The organism is Velocimicrobium porci, assembly GCF_009696045.1.
Taxonomy (GTDB): Bacteria; Bacillota; Clostridia; order Lachnospirales; family Lachnospiraceae; genus Velocimicrobium; species Velocimicrobium porci.
Map to the genome: position 1 here is coordinate 269,152 of NZ_VUMT01000001.1, position 21,788 is coordinate 290,939.

Consider the following 21,788-nt stretch of genomic DNA (forward strand, 5'->3'; position numbering starts at 1 on the left):
GTAGGACTTGCACCTTACTTCCCTTTTTATATCTGGTTTTCGCTCTTTTCTCACTAAAAATATTATAGTATGGAACCCGCCTTGTGTCAAATAAAAGTAACTAATCTTGTTTTAAAACGGACTCTAAAATTTCTAACATTTTTCCTGTATCAATTGGTTTTGATAAATGCCCGTTCATGCCACTTTCAACTGACCGCTTTACATCTTCGTCGAAAGCATTTGCTGTCATTGCAATAATTGGAACTTTCTTTGAATCTTTTCGTTTCATTTTACGAATCCTTCTTGCAGTATCCCAACCATCCATAACCGGCATTTTTATATCCATTAATATCACATCGTAATAAAATTCACTTGATTGTTCAAATTTTTCAAGTGCTTCTTTCCCATTTTCTGCCTGTTCCACCTCAAATCCGACCATATTTAATATCCCAGCTGCAATTTCAATGTTAATCTCATTATCCTCTGCTAAAAGAACTCTATGCCCTTGGAAATGATATTGTGTCAATTCCACTGGTTTTTTCTCTTTCTTTTCTTTTGAGGCGACATGAGTACCATTGGAACACATCTGAAAATTTAAATCAAAATAAAATTCCGATCCAACTCTTAACTTACTTGTAACCGCTAACGTTCCTCCCATCATATGAACAAGGTTACTACTGATAGAAAGCCCGAGCCCTGTTCCTCCATACCATTTTGTTGTATAAGAATCTGCCTGTTCAAAAGCGTTAAAAATCTTATAAATATTTTCCTGACTAATTCCTATTCCGGTATCTTTTACAGAAAAATGAACACGGACAATATTATTTTTAACTTCTTTTTGTTCAATTAAAACTACAATATCGCCACCATTATCCGTAAATTTCAAAGCATTTCCGATCAGATTAATTAAAACCTGATTTAAGTGAAAACCATCTCCAATTAACTGCATATCACAATACTTTTTTTCATATACAAGTTTTATATTCTTCTGTTCTGCCTGTAATCGTGTAAGATTTTCCAACTCTTCAACAAGTTCATTTAAACAAAACTCTTCTTCTATTAATTGAAGCTTTCCACTTTCAATTCTTGACATATCCAAAATATCATTGATTAATGACAATAAATATTTTGAAGACTCTCCTATTTTTTCAAGACACTCTAGTGTCTTCGCCTTATCATCAATTGTCATCTCCGCAATTGTAATCATACCAAATATTGCATTCATAGGTGTCCGAATTTCATGGGACATACGGGATAAAAATTCGGTCTTTGCTTTATTTGCTTCTTCTGCATCCATCTTGTACAAATAAGAATAGATTACCTTGCTCAATTCCCTCAGTTCCTGTACGTTTTTTTGAGTCCAGTCATATTCTTTGTCTTCTGCACCAAAAATAATAACGCTTTGATAATGAGATTTTTCATAACCACTACATAAAAGAGCAGAATTACAAGGCTGATTTTTAAACAGCATGTCAAAATCATCCGACGTTTCAGCCTGTCCTCTTTTACAAAAAAGATATCTATTTTCCGTTTCCACAAGGGATTTCCATGTTTCCATTTCTTTCATTTCATAATAAAATGGCTCAACTCTTGTTTCAAATTTCTTTGTAGTGCTCCATTCATACAAAAATTGAAAAACACCCTGCTCTAACTGTACCTTTGCAATACTTGCATAAGCCAGCTTATATTTTTTTCCGATTCGCTCCAAAATCATATTAATCGCACTGCTTTTATCTTTTGTTTTTTCTAATATTTCCAATACAAATGAAAGGATATCCTGATTTTTATCAATCTCTGCATCTTGTATTGTCTTATTTAATACAATTTTTCCATAATATTCTGCAGGGTCTTTTCCCAATAATTCTTTTGTCTTTTCATAAGTCTGAAAAGAATTCTTTCCATTCTCTTTTACATAACGAAGAGCCGCTTTCGTGTACTGTAAAAGTTGCTCGTAGCAATCTGTTTCATCGGAATATGCAACTCCTATACTGCAAGTAAAAGCCTTTCCACCATTTTCACCACTATAAATATCCTGAATTTCTTTCACAATTCGACTTGCAATTTGAACCGTCTGTCCTTTTGTAATCATTTTTAAGAAAATCATAAATCGATCTTTGCTATAGCGGATTATAATATGTGGTTCTTTCACAATTTTCTGCAACAATTCTGCTACTTCAATAATAACAGAATCCCCAAAAACTCTCCCATGTAACTCATTTACCTTCCGAAAATCATCAATATCAACCAACAGCATTGCTCCCAATTCAGAAGTTTGTTTTTGCTTCAGATATTGCTTAATTAATTCTTCTCCACTTACTTTTGTAAATAGCTTGGTCAATTTATCCTTAAAAGCTTCATCTAATAATTTTTGTTCTTTTTCATGCTCTGTTTGAATATTTCTAAAATTACCAATTATTTTAGACGGATTACCACTTTCATCCTTAAATGTTTTTCCTGATAACACTGCCCAGACATACTCATCCGTGCTTCCATAATAAGGACGCACACGAACTTCAATAGGTTTGACCAAATGTTCTTTCAAACAATGGCTTAACTTGTCCCTGTCTTTAAAATACAAAAAATCATCCTGTAGTATCTTTTCAGAAAAATTACAAATATATGTGTCCTCACATTCTTTACTTTTCTTATCATCAAAACTTCCATATATAAATAAAGTATCTTCCTTTATATTATATTCAAACATGATAACATAAGAACATTCTAGTGCAAGACGATAACGTTCTCTTTCCTGTTCAAGTTCTTTTTCCATCCTTTTTTGCTTTGTAATATCTGCTAATACACCATGATAAATCGGATTACCATTCTGTTCTCCAAGAAACGTTGCAGCAAGCTGAATCCAAACAATCTCTCCAGATTTTTTTACGGTACGATAAGAAAATGTAATTGGTTCTCTTTTTTTTGCTTTTTCATTTACAAATTGAATGACATTTTCCCGATCTTCTTTTGCAATGTTTTGAAATACACCATCTTTATAATCTTCCATTGTCGTACCAAAAAATTCAAAAAACTTGTTACTTGCCTCTAATAAATAAGTATTCATTGGACACACTTCATACTTTGCAACAAATCCCGGCATATTATCATAGGTCGCATATAATGTATCTTTTAAGTTTTCTTCCTTTCGTTTCAGATTATCAATATTCATAAAAAATGCTAAAATAATCTGCTCTCTTGACCCATCATTAAAAGGAACAATGTCAAGATTAAACCAACAGTACCCCTTTCCCGGACACAATAGGCGAAACTCTTCACTCATTACACTTTCATAGTTACAAAACAAACGTTTCATATTGCTAAAACTAAGCAATGCAGCACAACGTTCCTTATCATCCGGATGAACACTTTTTCCTGTTAAAACACTAATTAGGTTACTAATATTTCCATTAAGAGAAGCCTGCACGCCAACACCATTTTTATTATAAATCGTTCGATAAACTCCCTTAGAAAGATTTACCTCATAAGACTCCTCATATATTTTTCTCATTATAGCATCATAGCGGCTTGCCAAACGACTGTTATACTCTGTTTTTTTCTGTTCTGTTATATTATGTACAATACTTAACGCAATTTTTTTCCCTTTTGTCTCCATGTAATAGATTTGATTTTCTGTCCAAAATTCTGTTCCATCCGGTCCCTTTATACGGTACTGCAAAGAACTTTCCCTGAGTCCTTTCTCAAAATTGTCACGAAGCTGAAACAGACTAACATTTTTATATACTTTTTCCTGGTCTTCCGGAACAATATAATATTCTATTCCAAATGCTAATACCTGCTCGTAGTCTTCTTCAATGTCTGACTCATCCTCACCTATTGCATGAAACGATAATTTCTTATAGCTTCCTGAAAGCAAATTTATAATAGCAACAGCAGCTACATTCCATTTTTGCATAAAGAAATAATATTCTTCTTTTTCATTTTTCCATTCACTTGTTCCCCATGTATATTCACTCATTTGCTACACCTCCGCCTATAACAAGACTGTAGACTATCGTTAAATCTCTATTAATTCATACTCATCTGTTCCTAATCCTAATTTTTTTGCATGCTCAATTGCCACATGCCAATTTGTTTCTGGCGTAACATTTGTAAAATGATCATGAAAATCTTCATGTTCATTTAATCTTTCCTCCAACAAGCTTCCTCTCATTACATGCTGCTTATTTACAGCATCTGCACATGCCTGATCTAAGGCAACCGGATCAAAAGAAGCAAACATACCTACATTTGGTACAATCGGAACATCATTTTCTGCATGGCAATCACAATAAGGTGACACATCCACAACTAAGCTGATATGAAAATTCGGTCTTCCATTTAATACAGCATAACTATATTCTGCAATTTTTTTATTTAAAATATCAAAAGATTCATCTCCGGCAGGCAAAACTGCATCTTTCGGACAGACCCCAATGCATCGCCCACATCCGACACATTTGTCTTGATTAATAGAAGCTTTTCGATCTGCAATAGAAGGGGCATCATGGGCACAAATCTTGATACATCTTCCACAACCAATACATTTTTCTGTATCTACATATGGCTTTCCGGCACTGTGCATTTCCATTTTTCCTGCCCTAGAACCACAACCCATTCCTATATTCTTTAATGCTCCACCAAATCCGGTTGATTCATGCCCTTTGAAATGATTTAATGTAATAAAGATATCCGCATCCATAATCGCACGTCCAATCTTTGCTTCTTTTACATATTCTCCATTTTCAACTGGGACTAATTCTTCATCCGTTCCTTTTAACCCATCTGCTATAATCACATGACATCCTGTCTGAAATGGTGAAAATCCATTTTTATAAGCAGCATCTATGTGATCTAATGCATTTTTTCTGCCACCTACATATAGCGTATTACAATCTGTAAGAAATGGCTTTCCTCCTAATTGTTTTACAACGTCCACAACAACTGCTGCATAATTGGGTCTTAAATAAGCCAGATTTCCCGGTTCCCCAAAATGTATTTTTATTGCTGTATACTTCTCATCAAAATCAATTGAATCAATCCCTGCCTTTTTTATAAGTCGTTCTAATTTTTGTGGCAGGTTCTCGTTAAACGAAGTACGCATATTTGTAAAATAAACCTTTGATTTTTCCATCTTTTCTACCCGTGCATATCGCAAGCAGACTTGCGATACTGCCCAAATTCGTTATATAAAAAAAGAGGACAGTTGCATCTTTTCCTTTCTTTTTGATTTTTCTAAGTTCTCTCTCGTATTGCATATTCTTACATTATATTATAGGTTAGAATCAAAAAGAATACAAGAACAAAGAAGTGTGTTAAAAACTTCTCCTTTTCATTATATTCTCTAGATTTTTTTTCCCATTCGTGCTATCTTGAAAAGACAATCTATAAATAACAGAAAGGAATCTGACATGAAATTACAGCAACTTTACAGTTATACCAGAAAAGCTCTGGATACCTATCATATGATTGAAGCCCATGACAAAATTGCAATCGGCATTTCAGGCGGTAAAGACAGCCTTACTCTCCTTTATGCACTTGCAGGACTAAAAAAGTTTTATCCCATTCCGTTTGAATTAGAGGCAATCAGCGTCCATTTAGGTTATGACGAATTTGACTTGACTGCCATTACCAACCTATGCAACCAGCTCCAAATCCGACACACAATTGTTTTCACAGAAATTAGTACAATCATAATGGAAGGAAGAAAAGAACAAAATCCTTGTTCCCTTTGTGCTAAAATGAGAAAAGGAGCATTAAATAACAAGGCAAAAGAATTAGGATGCAACAAAATTGCTTATGCACATCATAAAGATGATTTAGTCGAAACAATGCTCCTCTCACTTTTATTCGAAGGACAATTTTATGCATTTCCCCCTGTCACCCATCTTGAAAGAAGTAACCTGACTGTAATTCGTCCTCTTATGTTCATTAATGAAAAAGATATCAAAGGATTTCAAAATAAATATTATCTTCCTATATGTAAAAACCCCTGTCCTGTCGATGGACATACAAAAAGGGAATATGCCAAACAACTCATCCGTCAATTAAATCATGACCATCCGGGTGCAAAAGACAGGATGTTTCATGCAATTGTAACAGGCAATATTATTGATTGGCCGAATTTATAAATTTATTTATTATAATCTTCTTATGGTTTTTTTATTTTGTCAAGTATTGTATTAACTTTTATTATAAAAATCTAAAATATTTATAAAACACCTTGACATCCTGATAAATTCACCTATAATATTTACTTACCTTAGTTGATTATTTCCATACTCAACTATTATTTTTCAACTAGAAAGGAGATATTTCATTGGATAAAAAAGAAGCAGCCGAAGAACTTATGCATTGTATGAACCAATTTCGCCTTCTCAATAAAAAATACCACGTTCACATGGAACTCCCGGCAGCAGAGTTTTTCACAATGGTTGCAATTTACAAGATAACCGAACAAAATAAACAAAAAGAAAATCTTATCAACGGAGCAACTACAACACAGGTTGTAAAACTACTTGGCACAACACTATCTGCTGCCTCCAAACTAATGCGAAATTTAGAAGAAAAAAACCTGATTGAACGTATCGCATGCCCAAGCGACAGACGTGTAACTTATATCCGCTTATCAAACAGTGGGAGTTCTCTTCTGCAATCAGAACGCAACCGGCGAGACCAGATTATGACAAAAGTAATTGAACATCTCGGAGATGACAGAGTGGAACAAATGCTTACCACCCTTCACGATATGTATCACTATCTAAGTCAGGAATTGGAGGAATATCATGATTAAAATATTAAAATTTGCGAAAAAGCAGTGGTATATTATGATTGCAATTATACTATTGCTTTTTATCCAGGCAAACTGCGAATTGGCGCTTCCTGAATATACTTCTAATATCGTAGATGTGGGAATTCAATATGGTGGTATTGAAAGACCTATTCCTGAAGTAATCAGAGAAGACTCCTTAAATCATCTTTTCTTATTTATGAATGAAAAAGAACGCTCTCTAATTGAAAATTACTACTTAAAATTAGAAAAAAATAAACTGTCACAAGAAGAATATAAAGAATACCTTTCAAAGTATCCTGATTTAAAAGATGAAACACTTTATGTTCTCTCTTACAGTAAACTTGGCAATTCAAAAAACGAAAAAAATAAAACATTAGACAAATTATCGAACACATTGGTTCCTGCCGAAATACTAATGACAATGCTTACTTCAAACGAAAAAGAAGCAATTGCTATGCAGAAACAAATCTTTCAGTCTATGAACTTACCATATAATAAAAATGCTGATCTTTTTCAAATCATTTCTCAGCTTCCTAAAGAAGCCATCATCTCAATCCAAGATGGCATAAAGGAAAAAATGGGAGATATGTCCGATATGCTTGGCGAATCCATTGCCATAACTTTTGTTCAAAATGAATATAAGACAGTTGGTATTAATTTAGATGAATTCCAAATGAATTATTTAAAAACAACCGGTATCAAAATGTTAGGTCTTGCCCTTCTTGGCATGGTCATTGCTATTTTAGTTGGCTACCTCGCATCAAAATTAGCTGCCAAGGTAAGCCGTGATTTGAGAAATAAAGTATTTAAAAAAGTAATTTCTTTCTCCAATAAAGAAATCAATGATTTTTCAACCTCATCCTTAATCACACGATGCACAAATGATATACAACAGGTACAGCAGGTTACCGTATTGTTGTTCCGTATGGTTGCCTACGCACCGATTATGGGAATTGGCGGTATTATTAAAGTATTAAAGACAAATACTTCTATGGCATGGATTATTGCTGTCGCCGTTGGAGTAATTTTATGTCTGGTTATCGTCTTAATGTCTGTCGCAATGCCAAAATTTAAAAAGATGCAGTCTTTGTTAGACCGGCTTAATCTGGTGTCCCGTGAAATTTTAACCGGTATCCCTGTCATCCGTGCATTCAGCCGTGAAAAACACGAGGAACAACGATTTGATACAGCAAGTAAAAATCTTATGAAAACTCAATTATTTACGAATCGTGCAATGGCTCTTATGATGCCTACTATGATGTTTGTTATGAATGGAATTACTGTATTAATTATCTGGGTTGGCGCAAATGGGATTGATTTAGGAGAATTACAGGTTGGGGATATGATGGCATTTATTACTTATACAATGCAAATCGTTATGTCCTTCCTTATGATTACTATGGTTTCTGTTATGTTACCAAGAGCTGCTGTTGCCGCAAATCGTATTGATGAAGTTTTAAATAGCGATATTATTATTAAAGATGAGGAACACCCTCTTTCTCTTCCTGAAACAATAAAAGGAGAAATTAAATTTAATCATGTACACTTCCGTTATCCAAACGCAGATGAAGATGCTCTCTCTGATATTTCTTTTACCGCAAAACCGGGAGAAGTGACTGCAATTATCGGAAGTACCGGGTGTGGAAAATCCACTTTAGTACAATTAATTCCCCGGCTTTATGATGTTTCGGAAGGTTCTATCACTTTAGATGGCAACGATATCCGTTCCATTTCTCTCTCAAATTTGAGAGAGAAAATTGGCTATGTTCCACAAAAAGGAATTTTATTCTCTGGAACAATTGATTCAAATCTCCGTTTTGGTGCACCAAATGCATCAAAGCAACAAATTGAAGAAGCAGCTTCCATTGCTCAGGCAGAAGAATTTATCAATACAAAGCCTGAGCGCTATCAAACACCAATTGCCCAGGGTGGTACAAACGTATCCGGTGGACAAAAACAACGACTTGCCATTGCAAGAGCGATTGCAAAAAATCCATCCATTTATATCTTTGATGATAGCTTTTCTGCATTAGATTACAAAACAGATATTGCATTACGAAAAGCACTAAATGAAAAAGTATCCGATGCAACTGTATTAATTGTTGCTCAAAGAATTAGTACCATTATTCATGCAGATAAAATCATCGTATTAGATGAAGGAAAAATTACCGGAATCGGAACCCACGAGGAATTACTAAAATCCAATGAAATTTATCAGCAAATCGCAATCAGTCAATTATCGCAGGAAGAATTAGAAAAAGGAAAGGAGGCTCATTAATATGACACCAAAAAAAGGTTTTATGGGACATGGAAAGCCCGTTTTTGGGGAAACGGCAAAGGATTTTAATGGAACACTAAAAAAATTAGTTTCCTATCTAAGCAACTATTATGCGGCAATTGTTGCTGTTATTATATTTACAATTGGAAGCACTTTATTTAATATTATTGGTCCAAAAGTACTCGGCAAAGCAACAACTGAAATTTTCAATGGTCTAATAAGTAAAGTAAATGGTGGAAGTGGTATCGACTTTGATGCGATATTAAAAATTCTCCTAATTCTTTTAGCTTTATACGCAGCAAGTATGCTATTCGGTTATATACAAGGTTTTATCATGACAGGAATATCACAAAAAATGGCATTCCGGCTAAGAAAAGAATTATCAGAAAAAATAAATCGCCTTCCTATGAATTACTATGATACCAAAACATATGGCGAGATTTTATCGCGAATTACAAATGATGTAGATACATTGGGAATGAGCCTTAATCAGACAATGACCCAGTTAATCAGTTCAATCGCAACCTTAATCGGTGTATTAGTCATGATGCTTTCAATCAGTCCCTTAATGACTCTAATCGCGATTCTAATTCTTCCTATTTCAGCAGGACTAATTGGATTTGTAGTAAAACATTCTCAAAAATACTTTATGAGACAGCAAGAATATCTTGGTCATGTAAATGGTCAGGTAGAAGAAGCCTTTGGTGGTCACAATGTAATTAAACTGTTTAATCATGAAGAAGCTGTACTAAACGATTTTACAGAAACGAATGAAATATTATACCAGTCCGCTTGGAAGTCCCAATTTTTATCTGGTATGATGCATCCTATTATGTCATTTGTCGGAAATCTTGGCTATGTTGCCGTTGCCGTTGTCGGCGGATATTTAAATATAAAAAAAGTAATTGAAGTTGGTGATATTCAATCGTTCATCCAATATGTACGACAATTTACACAACCGGTTGCACAGATTGCACAAATCTCCAATATGTTACAGTCTACAATGGCTGCTGCTGAACGTGTATTTGAATTTTTAGAAGAAACAGAAGAAGAACAAACTGCAAAAAATCATGCCACTCTAGTTGATAGCAAAAGCCAAACGCTTAGAAATGTTACTCCAGATGACTTAATCGGAACTGTAACATTTAATCACGTAAAATTTGGATATCAGCCAAACAAAATTATTATCAATGATTTTAGTGCATCAGTAAAACAAGGCCAAAAAATTGCAATCGTTGGTCCTACCGGTGCAGGTAAAACAACAATGGTTAAGCTTCTTATGAGATTTTACGATACCACAGCAGGTCAGATTTTAATTGATGGATATAACATTAGGGATTTTGACCGAAGTGAACTCCGTCAGGCTTTTGGAATGGTTCTTCAAGACACCTGGTTATTCAAAGGTACAATTATGGAAAATATTCGTTACGGTAGACTAGATGCAACTGACGAAGAGGTTATTGAAGCTGCAAAAGCTGCTCATGCACATCACTTTATACAAACACTTCCTGGCGGATACCAGATGGAGCTAAACGAAGAAGCTTCCAACGTATCTCAAGGTCAAAAACAGCTTCTTACAATTGCCCGTGCAATACTGGCAGATAATAAGATTTTAATTTTAGATGAAGCAACAAGCTCGGTTGATACAAGAACAGAAGTTCAGATTCAAAAAGCAATGGATAACCTAATGATGGGGCGAACCAGTTTCATTATTGCCCACCGTCTCTCAACAATCCGAAATGCAGACTTAATCCTTGTATTAAAGGATGGTGACATTATTGAACAAGGAAACCATGACGCATTAATGAAACAACATGGATTTTATGCTAATTTATATAATTCTCAATTTGAAGAAACCGCTTAATCCTTTTTATATAGTCCCGCTTATCATTATTGCCTGATAAGCGGGATATATTATCTTAAAATTTCCAAAAAACTTTCTCCATATTTTTCATATTTAAATTTTCCTTTACTCAATCTCCTTTCTAATGCTTTCTAACGTTTGGTCCATATGAAGCAAATCAACCCAAACCACTTTAATTTCAACGTTATTTTTTGAATTAAAAATAATCTCTTCCTGTAATTTTTCTCTTTTTGGATACAACATAAGAACTTTTTTCGCCTGATATCGAACTCCATACGCAAACATTTGATAGATATCATCTTGAGTAATTCCGTAATTTCTCTTTTCTATGTTTAAAAGTTTCCATTTTGTATCTAAAAGGATAAGTTTTTTTCCCTTCCAAATAGCAATGTCTGGAATTAATTCGAAGCACCCTTTCATTTCCTCACAATTCGTTTTTAACGAATTACTCCTTATTTCTAATAAATAAGTACCTTTTATTTGTGTTTTTACAGTATATTGTTTCTTATAAAAAAATTGATAAATCTGTTTTGCTACATATTGTTCAAATAATTGATCCATTGGAAAAAATAAAGATAAAAATTTTTCATTTCCATAAAACATCCCAAACTTCTTTCGATTAAGAAAAATCTGACACCACTCTAAAACCGTATTATATCTTTTACTACTTCGGTCTTTTTTGCATAATCCAAAATCTTTTTCAACTTGAAAAGAAGGATCAATCTGATAAAAATAAGAAAGAAGTCTTTTTATTCTAGCCTTATTTTTCGAATCAGCTACCTTATTTACTTTTAATAAAGTAGCTTTTATCAACCGATTTTCCGGTCTGTCTTCATTAAATACATCTTTTTCGACATAAAAATGTTCTTGATGCACTGAATTTTTCGTAATCTGTTTTGAAAATAAAAGTTTTCCCTTTAAAAAATTTTCGTTAGACTCCTCCAAATGGTATTCGGAACTCAGTCCCTGTTTTACAAGAATTTCTGTTTCTTTTAAAAAAATTGTGATAAACCACCAAAAAAAACCATTCTTTTCCGCCTGTAAAGAAGCCTTCTCTACTTTTTTAATCGGAAGCTTCCAAACCTCCATAAGCATTTGAAGAAAGATTTTGCGATTTTCTTTATGTAAAGTATGATCTTCTACTATTTTCGGTAAAATTTCAATTCCTACTCCGTTTTTTAATAAAAACGTTCCAACATAATTAGTCGCTTGTATAACCGTACCAACTCTTCTTTTTTGTGTAACCAGAAAAAAAGTCTGTATTTTGTTTTTCTCAATCGGATACGCCAAAATGCAATCTAAAAGAAGATCAAATATCTTAGACGGAAGAGGACAATATCTAGAATCCTCTGTTACCTTTTCTCTTGTAAAGTATTCATATTCACAAATTGAATATACTTTTTTCATCTGCATCCCCTTTACGTGAAACATATATTTTTAAATAATTTTTTTATATGCCTCAATCATATCAAAAGCCTTTTCATTTACTTGATAATATATCAAATCATCGGTTTCTAAATCATTTTCTCCTTTAAAAAGAGTCTGTTCAACCTCTTCTGCCCAAATCATCTGCTCATTTTTTAGTTTTCCATTATCTCCTAAAACAAGACGAATTTTTTCATAATCATCATAAAAATATTCCTGTAAAAGCGGTAATATTGTAAAGCGAAAAATTCTTTTCAACGTTTCAATCGAACACTTCCCTTTCTGTTTTAATACCATGAAATAAGAATGACCAATCGTATGCTCTCTGTCATACAAAACTGCTATCCTTTTGTTAATAACCTCAAGTAGTTTATCTATCTCTACTCCCTCTACTACTACATCTTGAAGCAACGAACAGTCCGGAAGTCGTTCCAAAAAATGAAATCTCCTTCTTAACGCAGTATCCATTAACGCAATCGAACGATCTGCTGTATTCATTGTACCAACAACATATACATTTTCCGGCACACCAAATAAGCGTCCCGAATAAGGCAGTCTTGTTTTTAACCCTTCCTTTTTTCCTAACCTTTTTTCAGGTTCTAAAAGTGTAATCAGTTCCCCAAATATTTTAGAAATATTCCCTCTATTAATTTCATCAATTACAAACACATATTTTTTCGTTTCTTGCTTTGTTTTATTTCGTTCTACAATTTTCAAGATATCTGCTGCATTCATATGATTTAAACGATAAACTGTCGATAAAGTCATACACTTTCTATCATTCAATTCATAAATATCTTCTCGTATCCCTTTAATCAACCATTTTACTTTTCTCTGCCTTTTATACTGTTCATAAAAATCAACCCATTCATACTCTCCTGTTACAATCCCGATTGCATCAACAATACGCTCTTTATAACAAGACATAACAATATCACCAATCTGCATTTTATTTATAAATGAATTTAGTACGTTGCTTCCACCATATGTATACTCTTTAACCTTATCAATATCTTCTCCATACTCATCCCATCCAATCCGTATATGACCATGTTCCATACACTCTGTTCTTATATCATTTTCTCCTGCTTTGCAAAGAGAAACCTTCCAAATAGTTGGGTTCTCGCGAATTTCATATTCTCCATCCGATATGACAGTAGAAAGCTCTGCCTGCTCACAAAATTTTTGAAAGATTCCCTTTTCTACTTTAAATGGCAGTTCTTTTTCAATGGGGTCCTCTTCATCAACAACCGGCCGAATTCCCTCAATAAATTCTTCATAGCCATACGACTGGTGAAATGTTGTAAATCCAATCTGTCCTTTCTTTTTATAACTTTGATACCGCTCCATAACGCTGTCAAAGCTCTCATTCTTGATATCAGACAATGTCTTATTTTCAATAATTGCAACCGCAAAATAGACAGTTTCATACGTTTTTCCAGTTCCAGGTGGTCCATACAAAATATAATTTTTTTCAGGATATAGTTCTCTCTCTCCCAGTTTTATTCCCATACATATTTTCCTTTCCCTTCGTTATTACCTTTAACTTAACCTTTACTTCACAACTACAATTCCACTTACCGTCTTATCATTAAACGTTTTAATCGTAATCATAGCCTGCCCCTTTTTTTTCGCATGTAACATTCCATTCTTGTCCACAGACACTACAGATTTTTTACTTGAAAAATATGAAATCTTATTACTTGCACTGTTCGCTGTTAAAATAGGTTTCAACTGATACTTAGTTCCAATCTTCATTGTCTTTTTACTCCAAGACAACTTAACCGTCTTCGGTGCTTTTTTTACAATTACAATCATTGTATCTTTTTTTCCACTTCCCGTTTTGACTGTAATCACTGTCTTTCCAGATTTCACCGCTTCAATCGTTCCATTTTTTGAAACAGTTGCTACTTTTTTGTCAGAACTAGTCCATTTGATTGAATCAGTACACCCTTTCGGTTTTAAAGAAATATTAGATAAATAAGACTCTCCAATCCCTAATGTCACAGTATCTTTAAAAAACTTTACCGATTCGGCCGTCATAAAAGAATAATTTTCGTCGCAACCACCTTTCCCATTATTCGTATTAGCACCTTCCACATTTCCATTTTGTGTATATTGCCATATATCATAGTTTCCTGAATAGGCAGGCTTTTCGACATCATAATGTGCAACCCATACTTTTATTCCTTTTAGTTTACTAAAATCAAAATCATTTTCTAAATGAGACGCAGAAGAATAAATCATTGGCGTATACCCGGCCTTTTCTATTTCCTTGCAAAATGCTTTTGCAATTTCTGTTGTATTAGCTTTTCCGCCTGCAAAAGTACCAGCCTTTTCCATATCATATGCAACTGGGTAATCCAGTTCTCTATTATTTAAAATCTTAATACAATATTTTGCCTCCAAAATTGCTCTCTCTGCCGTTCTTGCTCCACAATCATGATATACGCCAACTTTTAAGCCAGCTTTTCCAGCTTCCTCATAGTTTCTTTCAAACTGTGTATCCACATCTTTATAAAAATCATCCTCCGGCTCCATTCCAAGTCCTGAACGTATCATTGCAAACTCATATCCCTTATCTGCAACTTTTTCCCAATCAACCACTCCATTATGAGAAGACACATCAATTCCTTTCATGGAAGATACCTTTGCTTTTACTACTTTTAGCTCCGTTAAAATACCCCCCTGCACTAGTATCGTAACACACAATATACCAGCTATAACTTTTTTAACAATACGACCCATTTTTCCCTCCATAAATAATCTAAACTTTTTACATTATTTTACCATAATTTTTCTGAAATGTAAGTATCCCATCTGAAAACAAATCGTAAAATTCAAACATCCTCGCAGAGCGTTTTTGCTTTATAGGAGACGAAGTTTCCTATAAAGCAAAGAAAAGTCCCATAAACACTGGTTTACAGGACTTATCATTCTCATTTATTCTCTTAGAACTTCTCTATTAAACAATACCTTGCGCCTTCATCGCATCTACAACTTTTTCAAAGCCTGCAATATTAGCACCAATTACATAATTGCCCTCCACACCATATCGTTTTGCTGCATCCGAAGTTTTCTGATAAATGTCTTTCATAATTCCTTTCAATTTCTCGTCTACTTCCTCAGCTGTCCAGCTCAATCTTTGACTATTTTGAGACATTTCTAATGCAGAAGTTGCAACACCACCCGCATTAGCCGCCTTACCAGGCATAAATAAAACTCCATTTTCTAATAAATAATCCGTTGCCTCTCTTGTTGTTGGCATATTCGCACCTTCTGCAACTGCTATACAACCATTTTCTTTTAATGCTTTCGCATCATTTAAATCTAACTCATTCTGTGTTGCACAAGGGAGCGCAATATCACATGGAACAGTCCAAATACCTTTTCCTTCTGTATACACAGCACTTTCTACCTGCTCTGCATATTCCTTAATTCTTCCACGACGTACCTCTTTAATCTCTTTAACAATATCTAACTGAATACCATTTGGATCATATACATAACCATCGGAGTCACTTAATGCTACAACCTTTCCGCCTAATTGCTGTACTTTTTCCGTAGCATAAATTGCCACGTTACCAGAGCCGGATACAACAACTGTTTTTCCCTCTAATGTCTGATTATGATTCTTTAACATTTCATCTAAAATATAAACAAGACCATATCCTGTTGCTTGTGTACGAACAAGAGAACCACCGTAAGTTAAACCTTTTCCAGTTAAAACTCCTTCATATAATCCTGTTATTCTTTTATATTGACCATATAAAAATCCAATTTCTCTTGCACCCACTCCGATATCTCCGGCAGGTACATCCTGATCAGCACCAATATACTTGCTTAATTCAGTCATAAAGCTCTGACAAAATGCCATTACTTCCCGATCGGATTTACCTTTTGGATCAAAATTGGACCCACCTTTTCCGCCTCCAATTGGAAGTCCTGTCAAAGAGTTTTTAAAAATCTGCTCAAATCCTAAAAACTTAAGAATTCCCTGGTTTACCGATGGATGGAAACGAAGACCACCCTTATATGGTCCAATCGCACTATTAAACTGTACACGGTACCCCTTATTTACCTGTACTTGTCCCTTATCATCAACCCATGGCACCCGGAAGGAAATTACTCTTTCAGGCTCTACTAGCCTTTCCAATAACCCAATTGTCCGATACTCTTCTTCATTTGCATCAATAACAAGCTTTAAAGAATCCAATACTTCCTTTACTGCCTGATGGAATTCACACTCTCCAGGATTCTGCTCTACCACCTTATTATAAATCTCATCAGTATACGACATAAGTTTATCCTCCCTTAAATCTTAAATTTAACACATTAAAGTGCCTGAAATAATTATACAACTATTTTTTCATTTGAAAATATTTTTTTTATTATACCATTTTATTTTATTATCATTGCACAATTTTTCTTTTCTTTTTTTGTGCATATTTTTTCCACTTTTTTTTTATTATTGTGCAATAATGCTAGGTTCTAACCAAATTTTCTGTTCTCTTTCTCTATCATTCTTTGAGTAAATTTATTCCAGCCTGAATGCTTTATTGCAATTTTTCTTTCCACTCTGCCTCTTTAAATCCAATTAATACAAAATTATTTCCTATCACAAGCGGTCTTTTAATGAGCATCCCATCCGTCGCAAGCAACTCTAATTGTTCATCTTCTGACATTCCGATAAGCTTTTCTTTTAAATTTAATTCTTTATACTTTAGTCCACTCGTATTAAAAAAGCGTTTTAGTGGAAGTCTGCTTTTTCCCCACCACTCTTTTAATTCTTCTTTTGTCGGATTCTTCTCCACAATATGTCTGTCTTCAAATGCAATATGGTTTTCCTCTAACCACTTTAGTGCTTTTTTACAAGTCGTACACTTTGGATATTCCAATACAATCAATTGTTTCATAACGTTCTCTCCTTTGCTTTGCCTACTAAATGTTACTCCATCTGCATAAATAACCATAACTTGTTTTTTATAACTCCTTCTTTAGTTAATGTGTCCCTGAATTAATATAATCTCTTGCAGCAGATTTTTCAATATAATAAAGAAGTGCATCTCCATTTTTAAAATAAAAGTTTCGTCCAAAGAAATCTCTTTTTTGATATTGAAACCCTTCTTTTTCCCACATATTACAATATCCAAATACCGAATTCCATTCATTTGTATAACTCAATTTTCTAACACCATCTGATACTGTTTCTATTTGAAAATTTACTAATAAATACCCATCCTTTAACCAAAATGGTTCCTTATAATCAATCCCATATTTCTTTTTCTCATATGATAATATATTATAACCTTTTTTACAAACATGAATTTCGCTCGGCAAATAAAATTCAAAGTACCATTTTTGCATCGCTTTTGCTACTTGCTTCTCATCAACGGTTACTGGAATTTTTCCATCCGGGGTATAGTTGGCACCAATGTATGTTCTCAACTGTTCAGGAATCACTATATTACAAAACGAATATGCTTTTGCCTGTTCCGATTTAATTTTTTCTATCCTGCAGCCAACTAATTTGGCTTTTTCCTCAATTTCACTCTCTGGCACGCTCAAATATATTTCTCCCAACCGAATGTTCTTTCTATTTTTTTTATCTAACTCACTTCCAATTTTTACAAGACTATGATTTTTTCCGCCAATTGTTTCTGTATAATAAACGTCAGCTTCCATTCGTTCTCCATTTTTTCCAATGTAAAAATAAGTTGGTGTAATTCGTATTTCATCATAAGATGAATTTAGATTTCCAACAGAAGTTAAATAAAATCGTGAAACATACCCCGTTTTTTGTATTCCTATGTTTGGGAAATATGGATGGCTTCCATTCACCATTACAAATGTCTGCTTCGCATCTCTTCCAACATAACAGCCATTTTGATTGTTACAACCAATCTTATACTCTATACCAGTTAAAGAAACTGAATTATTTTTTCTAAAAACACTTCTCCATATTGGATAGTCTGATATATCATATAATGTCAATCCATACAACCGTCCAGAAACCTCTACCATCTTCTCATCAGTAGCCACATAATTTTCATTTTCCACATTCGCATTTGACTCTTCTTTTTCCAGCTTATGGTTAAAATCACAATTTATAGTTCGTGTTCTGGCTTTTATACTATGATATCCTTCACTTACCCAGATTGGTAAATAAAATTCATTGTCGCTTTCATTTACTGTAACCCAACTTCCTGCCGGATAAAATTCTCTATTTTTATAAACATCAAAAGAAAATTTCACTTCCTTTTTTGAAATATATTTACTAAAATCGTTCTCGCCATACCCTTTCAAATTACTATGGTACCCATTTGATGGAACAGAAACTCTAAATTTTCGGTCTAACACTAATCCTGCTACTGATCGATCTGGACACAAGAGCTGATTATAAGATTTTGCATCTGAAAGAACTATATTACATATAGTCGGTGTATGCACTGTTACATTGTTAATGTTATCAATAGCATATTCAATCTCATTTCCCTCTAAATCAGCTCCTATATGGCAAATCCGACGATAGGTTACATACCCCTCACTCTCATAAATTCCATTTGCTTTTTTAGCATCAACTAACAAATGATTCGCAAAGCAGACTGTATCTGATATTCTTTTTGTCACCGGCAGTTTATTTGGAGCAATGGTTGTAGTATTACACCAATTATCAGACATAATTGTTTTTCCATTAAATATTAAACTATCATTACGAACTTTAATATCCCCTATCGTAGTTTCTCCATTCACCGGCTCTTCTAAATGATTATGATGCTTTACATAAGTGATCTTTGGGATACTATAATCTGGACTTGGTAGTAAAGTAATCTGGTGATTTGGCAACGAATCATTGCAAACCGTTGCATACGCCAATTTATATACATTTAACTCAATAATTTTCCAATAAGAGTATGACCGCAAAACCTCTACATAACGATCTGGATTAAGCGTTCCGTCTTTGTTTTTCTTCTTTTTGGTAGGAATTCTTTTGCGATATGTTTTTGTTCCATAATACCTTCGAAATTTATATTGTGTTAAATACTCACTTGTCGTTACATTAACATATTGCATTTCTGAACTTGGAATTCCTTCTTTCGAATCAAACTTCTCTCTTCCCCTCTCATCAGCTTGAATGATCCCATCAACAAATGGTTCTATTATATCCTCCTCTATTTCTTCCTGGCAGTATTTAGAACTAGCTTTTTTGTATTTTTTATATACACATACTATCTCAATTCCCTGGTCTGTAACGTCATAAAAACGATTTCTTAGTTGTCTTAATTCAACCTTATAATTTTCAAAATCCAATTTAGGATTATAGTTTGTTTTCAAGTCCCCATTTGCTCTTCGATAAGTTCCATTCTTATGCTCTTTCTCTTTTTCTCCCATATCTGCCCAATAAGTACGATATAAATAGTAATCTTCTCCCGATTTAAGGTCCAGTTTTGCAGGAATCTGATTGGTTTTCGTCTCAAAATTGGTATGCGGCTTAACACTTGTAATCTTTTTACGCTGTATTATTGTATATTTCTTCGTATCATATCGCATTGTAGTCAAATAAACCGGTACAGGTTTTGGATCATATGGAACTGGTACATCAAATCTATCTCTGAAATCCTGTGGTCTTGTCCAAAACACTCCATCTGGATACATAATTTCTCTTAATTTACAAATTCCCTCTTTCGTTTTTAAAATTTTTTCACTCTTTCCATTGCGATAATTGATTTTAAAAATTCCATTTAAGTAAATATTTCCACCTGATAATTTCAGAGTCATGCTGTTTATCTTTGCCTTTTTGACGGCTTTTGTTACTTCTTCTTGGGGGATGGTAAATGTTGTTTTCACTTGTGTTCCATTATGGATACTTTCACTTTTTTTCCATTCCTCTTTTATCATCAAAGTTGCATATTTCTTATCTTTTCTTGGGTTTCCGTCATTCCCGTTCGGTACTCCACTATTCGATGTTTTACATTTATCAGCTCTTAGCGTAAATCCAATCGTTTCCCAACTGGTTGCCTTGGGACTTGCTTTTTTATCTGTAGTTGTCCACGTAATATTTCCATCCTTTTCATAGTGTGGTTTTGCCTGTTCATCAAATTCACTAGCGGCTTGACTTTGTATTGGGAACAAAAGGAATAGCACAACAAAAAATAATATTTTTTTTATTTTTCTCAATTTTATGCCCCCTGTTTTATAAACTATCATCTAAAGAATCATCAGAAATTCCAAAGGCAGCACCATTATATTCCATGTTATTTCCTGTCAATTGCAAATCAAAATCTGCTTCATACCATTTATTTGGTCTTAAATATTGCAAGTAAATATCATTTCCATAAATCATATAATTTTGTTTACAAGATTTAGCAGAATAAAACTCCTTTACAGAACATAATTTAAATTTTACATGAGCTCGTACCCAAAAGCCAGAGTCTTCATACATCGTAGATGGTTCTACAACTACTTGTTGCACTTGCAATTTTACTTTGTTTTTCTTGGCAATACTGGCATATTTGCGAATATATTTTGGTTTATCTTTATCCATTTCTTTGTCATCATAAATGATATACGTTTTTCGCAATTCGTTAATCCATCGATTGCTCACTGTTTGGTAGTCAAAACTTAATCGAAGCCATAAATTATCTTCTACTTTTTTACACCAAATATCTTGGTACTTATCGAGTTCTTCACTCATTTTATATTTGATTCCCCAGTACGAAGTAAAGGTTCTTTTTCTTAAATTCTTTGGTCGAGTATAATCTTTAAATTCCTTTGGTTTCTTCCCCCATTTGCTTCGTTCGTAGGTAGTTTTTTTCTCATAAAAACTATTTGGAAAACTTGCCAAAATATAAGAAAAATTTTTATAATTTTTAGGCAAGTTTGTAGTTCTTATAACTTGTCCATCCGGACTTAATTTCACTCGCTTTTTTTTATCGACCAATCGTTCTAAAATCCCATTTACTTCTATTCTTTCCAACGATTTATTTGCATTAAAATTTCTACTCTGTGTATATGCCCCATTTGATTTTCCAGGCATAATTCCTTTTACAAAGCATTTGTATATTGCATCTTTTTTCTTCGCTCCTATTCCCTTTAATCCTGTGATTCTTTTCTTTTTTATCACTTGCTCATATACTTTCTTTTTATAATGGTTTCCATTTATACTCTCATCTGCACGATCTATTAGTAGTGCTGCCTCACCATTTGTAATATCTTTTTCTCGATTTTGAAATTCATTATCCCTATATAAACTATTTTCGTCTATCCCTGTCACTTTCTCCAATTTTTTTGTAAAATCAGCAATACTAATTGTTTTCGTCTTCTCTATTGCCATAACTTTCATTCCAGATATCCCTATTAAAATTATTGCAAAGAACATAATTACACTTACTTGTTTTCTCATTTTTTCCTCCCAATTTACTTAAAAATATTCATTTCTTTTTCAAAAAATGGTT

Annotated in this window: 13 protein-coding genes; 4 read left to right on the top strand and 9 right to left on the bottom strand. The window is 33.6% G+C overall.

The window, feature by feature from the left end:
• Positions 1 to 100: 100 nt before the first annotated feature.
• Together FYJ58_RS01215 and FYJ58_RS01220 are read right to left on the bottom strand one after the other, a co-directional pair.
• The gene (locus FYJ58_RS01215; protein WP_154516029.1) at positions 101 to 3,952 is read right to left on the bottom strand and encodes a diguanylate cyclase domain-containing protein; all 3,852 of its coding nucleotides are present in this window, start codon (positions 3,950 to 3,952) and stop codon (positions 101 to 103) included.
• A 39-nt stretch (positions 3,953 to 3,991) separates the two neighbouring features.
• Positions 3,992 to 5,107, bottom strand: a complete 1,116-nt coding sequence (locus FYJ58_RS01220; protein WP_154516032.1) for a DUF362 domain-containing protein — start codon at positions 5,105 to 5,107, stop codon at positions 3,992 to 3,994.
• Positions 5,108 to 5,384: 277 nt separating this feature from the next.
• Here FYJ58_RS01220 and FYJ58_RS01225 point away from each other — a divergent pair, with 277 nt between their 5' ends.
• From FYJ58_RS01225 to FYJ58_RS01240, 4 genes are all read left to right on the top strand, one after another.
• Entirely contained in the window at positions 5,385 to 6,104 is a 720-nt protein-coding gene (locus FYJ58_RS01225) for a tRNA 2-thiocytidine biosynthesis TtcA family protein (RefSeq protein ID WP_154516035.1), read from the top strand.
• 188 nt (positions 6,105 to 6,292) lie between these two features.
• Positions 6,293 to 6,766 carry a MarR family winged helix-turn-helix transcriptional regulator gene (locus tag FYJ58_RS01230; protein WP_154516038.1) on the top strand — a complete coding sequence of 158 codons (474 nt, stop codon included), beginning with the start codon at positions 6,293 to 6,295 and terminating at the stop codon, positions 6,764 to 6,766.
• Entirely contained in the window at positions 6,759 to 9,044 is a 2,286-nt protein-coding gene (locus tag FYJ58_RS01235) for an ABC transporter ATP-binding protein (RefSeq protein ID WP_154516041.1), read from the top strand. The genes FYJ58_RS01230 and FYJ58_RS01235 overlap by 8 nt, the downstream gene beginning before the upstream one ends.
• Before the next feature lies 1 nt (position 9,045).
• Positions 9,046 to 10,908: an ABC transporter ATP-binding protein gene (locus FYJ58_RS01240; protein WP_154516044.1), complete on the top strand. Its 1,863-nt coding sequence runs from the start codon at positions 9,046 to 9,048 to the stop codon at positions 10,906 to 10,908.
• Positions 10,909 to 11,013: 105 nt separating this feature from the next.
• On the opposite strand, the gene FYJ58_RS01245 is transcribed toward FYJ58_RS01240, so the two are convergent.
• From FYJ58_RS01245 to FYJ58_RS01275, 7 genes are all read right to left on the bottom strand, one after another.
• Positions 11,014 to 12,315 carry an McrC family protein gene (locus FYJ58_RS01245; RefSeq protein ID WP_205839121.1) on the bottom strand — a complete coding sequence of 434 codons (1,302 nt, stop codon included), beginning with the start codon at positions 12,313 to 12,315 and terminating at the stop codon, positions 11,014 to 11,016.
• Between the two features lie 30 nt (positions 12,316 to 12,345).
• On the bottom strand, positions 12,346 to 13,845 hold the full coding sequence (locus FYJ58_RS01250) for an AAA family ATPase (RefSeq protein ID WP_154516050.1): 1,500 nt from the start codon (positions 13,843 to 13,845) through the stop codon (positions 12,346 to 12,348).
• Positions 13,846 to 13,887: 42 nt separating this feature from the next.
• Positions 13,888 to 15,081: a GH25 family lysozyme gene (locus FYJ58_RS01255; protein WP_205839122.1), complete on the bottom strand. Its 1,194-nt coding sequence runs from the start codon at positions 15,079 to 15,081 to the stop codon at positions 13,888 to 13,890.
• A 217-nt stretch (positions 15,082 to 15,298) separates the two neighbouring features.
• A complete protein-coding gene (gene gdhA / locus FYJ58_RS01260; RefSeq protein WP_154516056.1) occupies positions 15,299 to 16,633 on the bottom strand; it encodes an NADP-specific glutamate dehydrogenase in 1,335 nt (444 codons plus the stop codon).
• 256 nt (positions 16,634 to 16,889) lie between these two features.
• Positions 16,890 to 17,249 carry an arsenate reductase family protein gene (locus FYJ58_RS01265; RefSeq protein WP_154516059.1) on the bottom strand — a complete coding sequence of 120 codons (360 nt, stop codon included), beginning with the start codon at positions 17,247 to 17,249 and terminating at the stop codon, positions 16,890 to 16,892.
• Positions 17,250 to 17,334: 85 nt separating this feature from the next.
• The gene (locus tag FYJ58_RS01270) at positions 17,335 to 20,511 is read right to left on the bottom strand and encodes a DUF5704 domain-containing protein (protein ID WP_154516062.1); all 3,177 of its coding nucleotides are present in this window, start codon (positions 20,509 to 20,511) and stop codon (positions 17,335 to 17,337) included.
• A gap of 16 nt (positions 20,512 to 20,527) precedes the next feature.
• Complete coding sequence (locus FYJ58_RS01275; RefSeq protein ID WP_154516065.1) at positions 20,528 to 21,736, bottom strand: hypothetical protein; 1,209 nt, start codon at positions 21,734 to 21,736, stop codon at positions 20,528 to 20,530.
• Positions 21,737 to 21,788 lie beyond the last annotated feature (52 nt).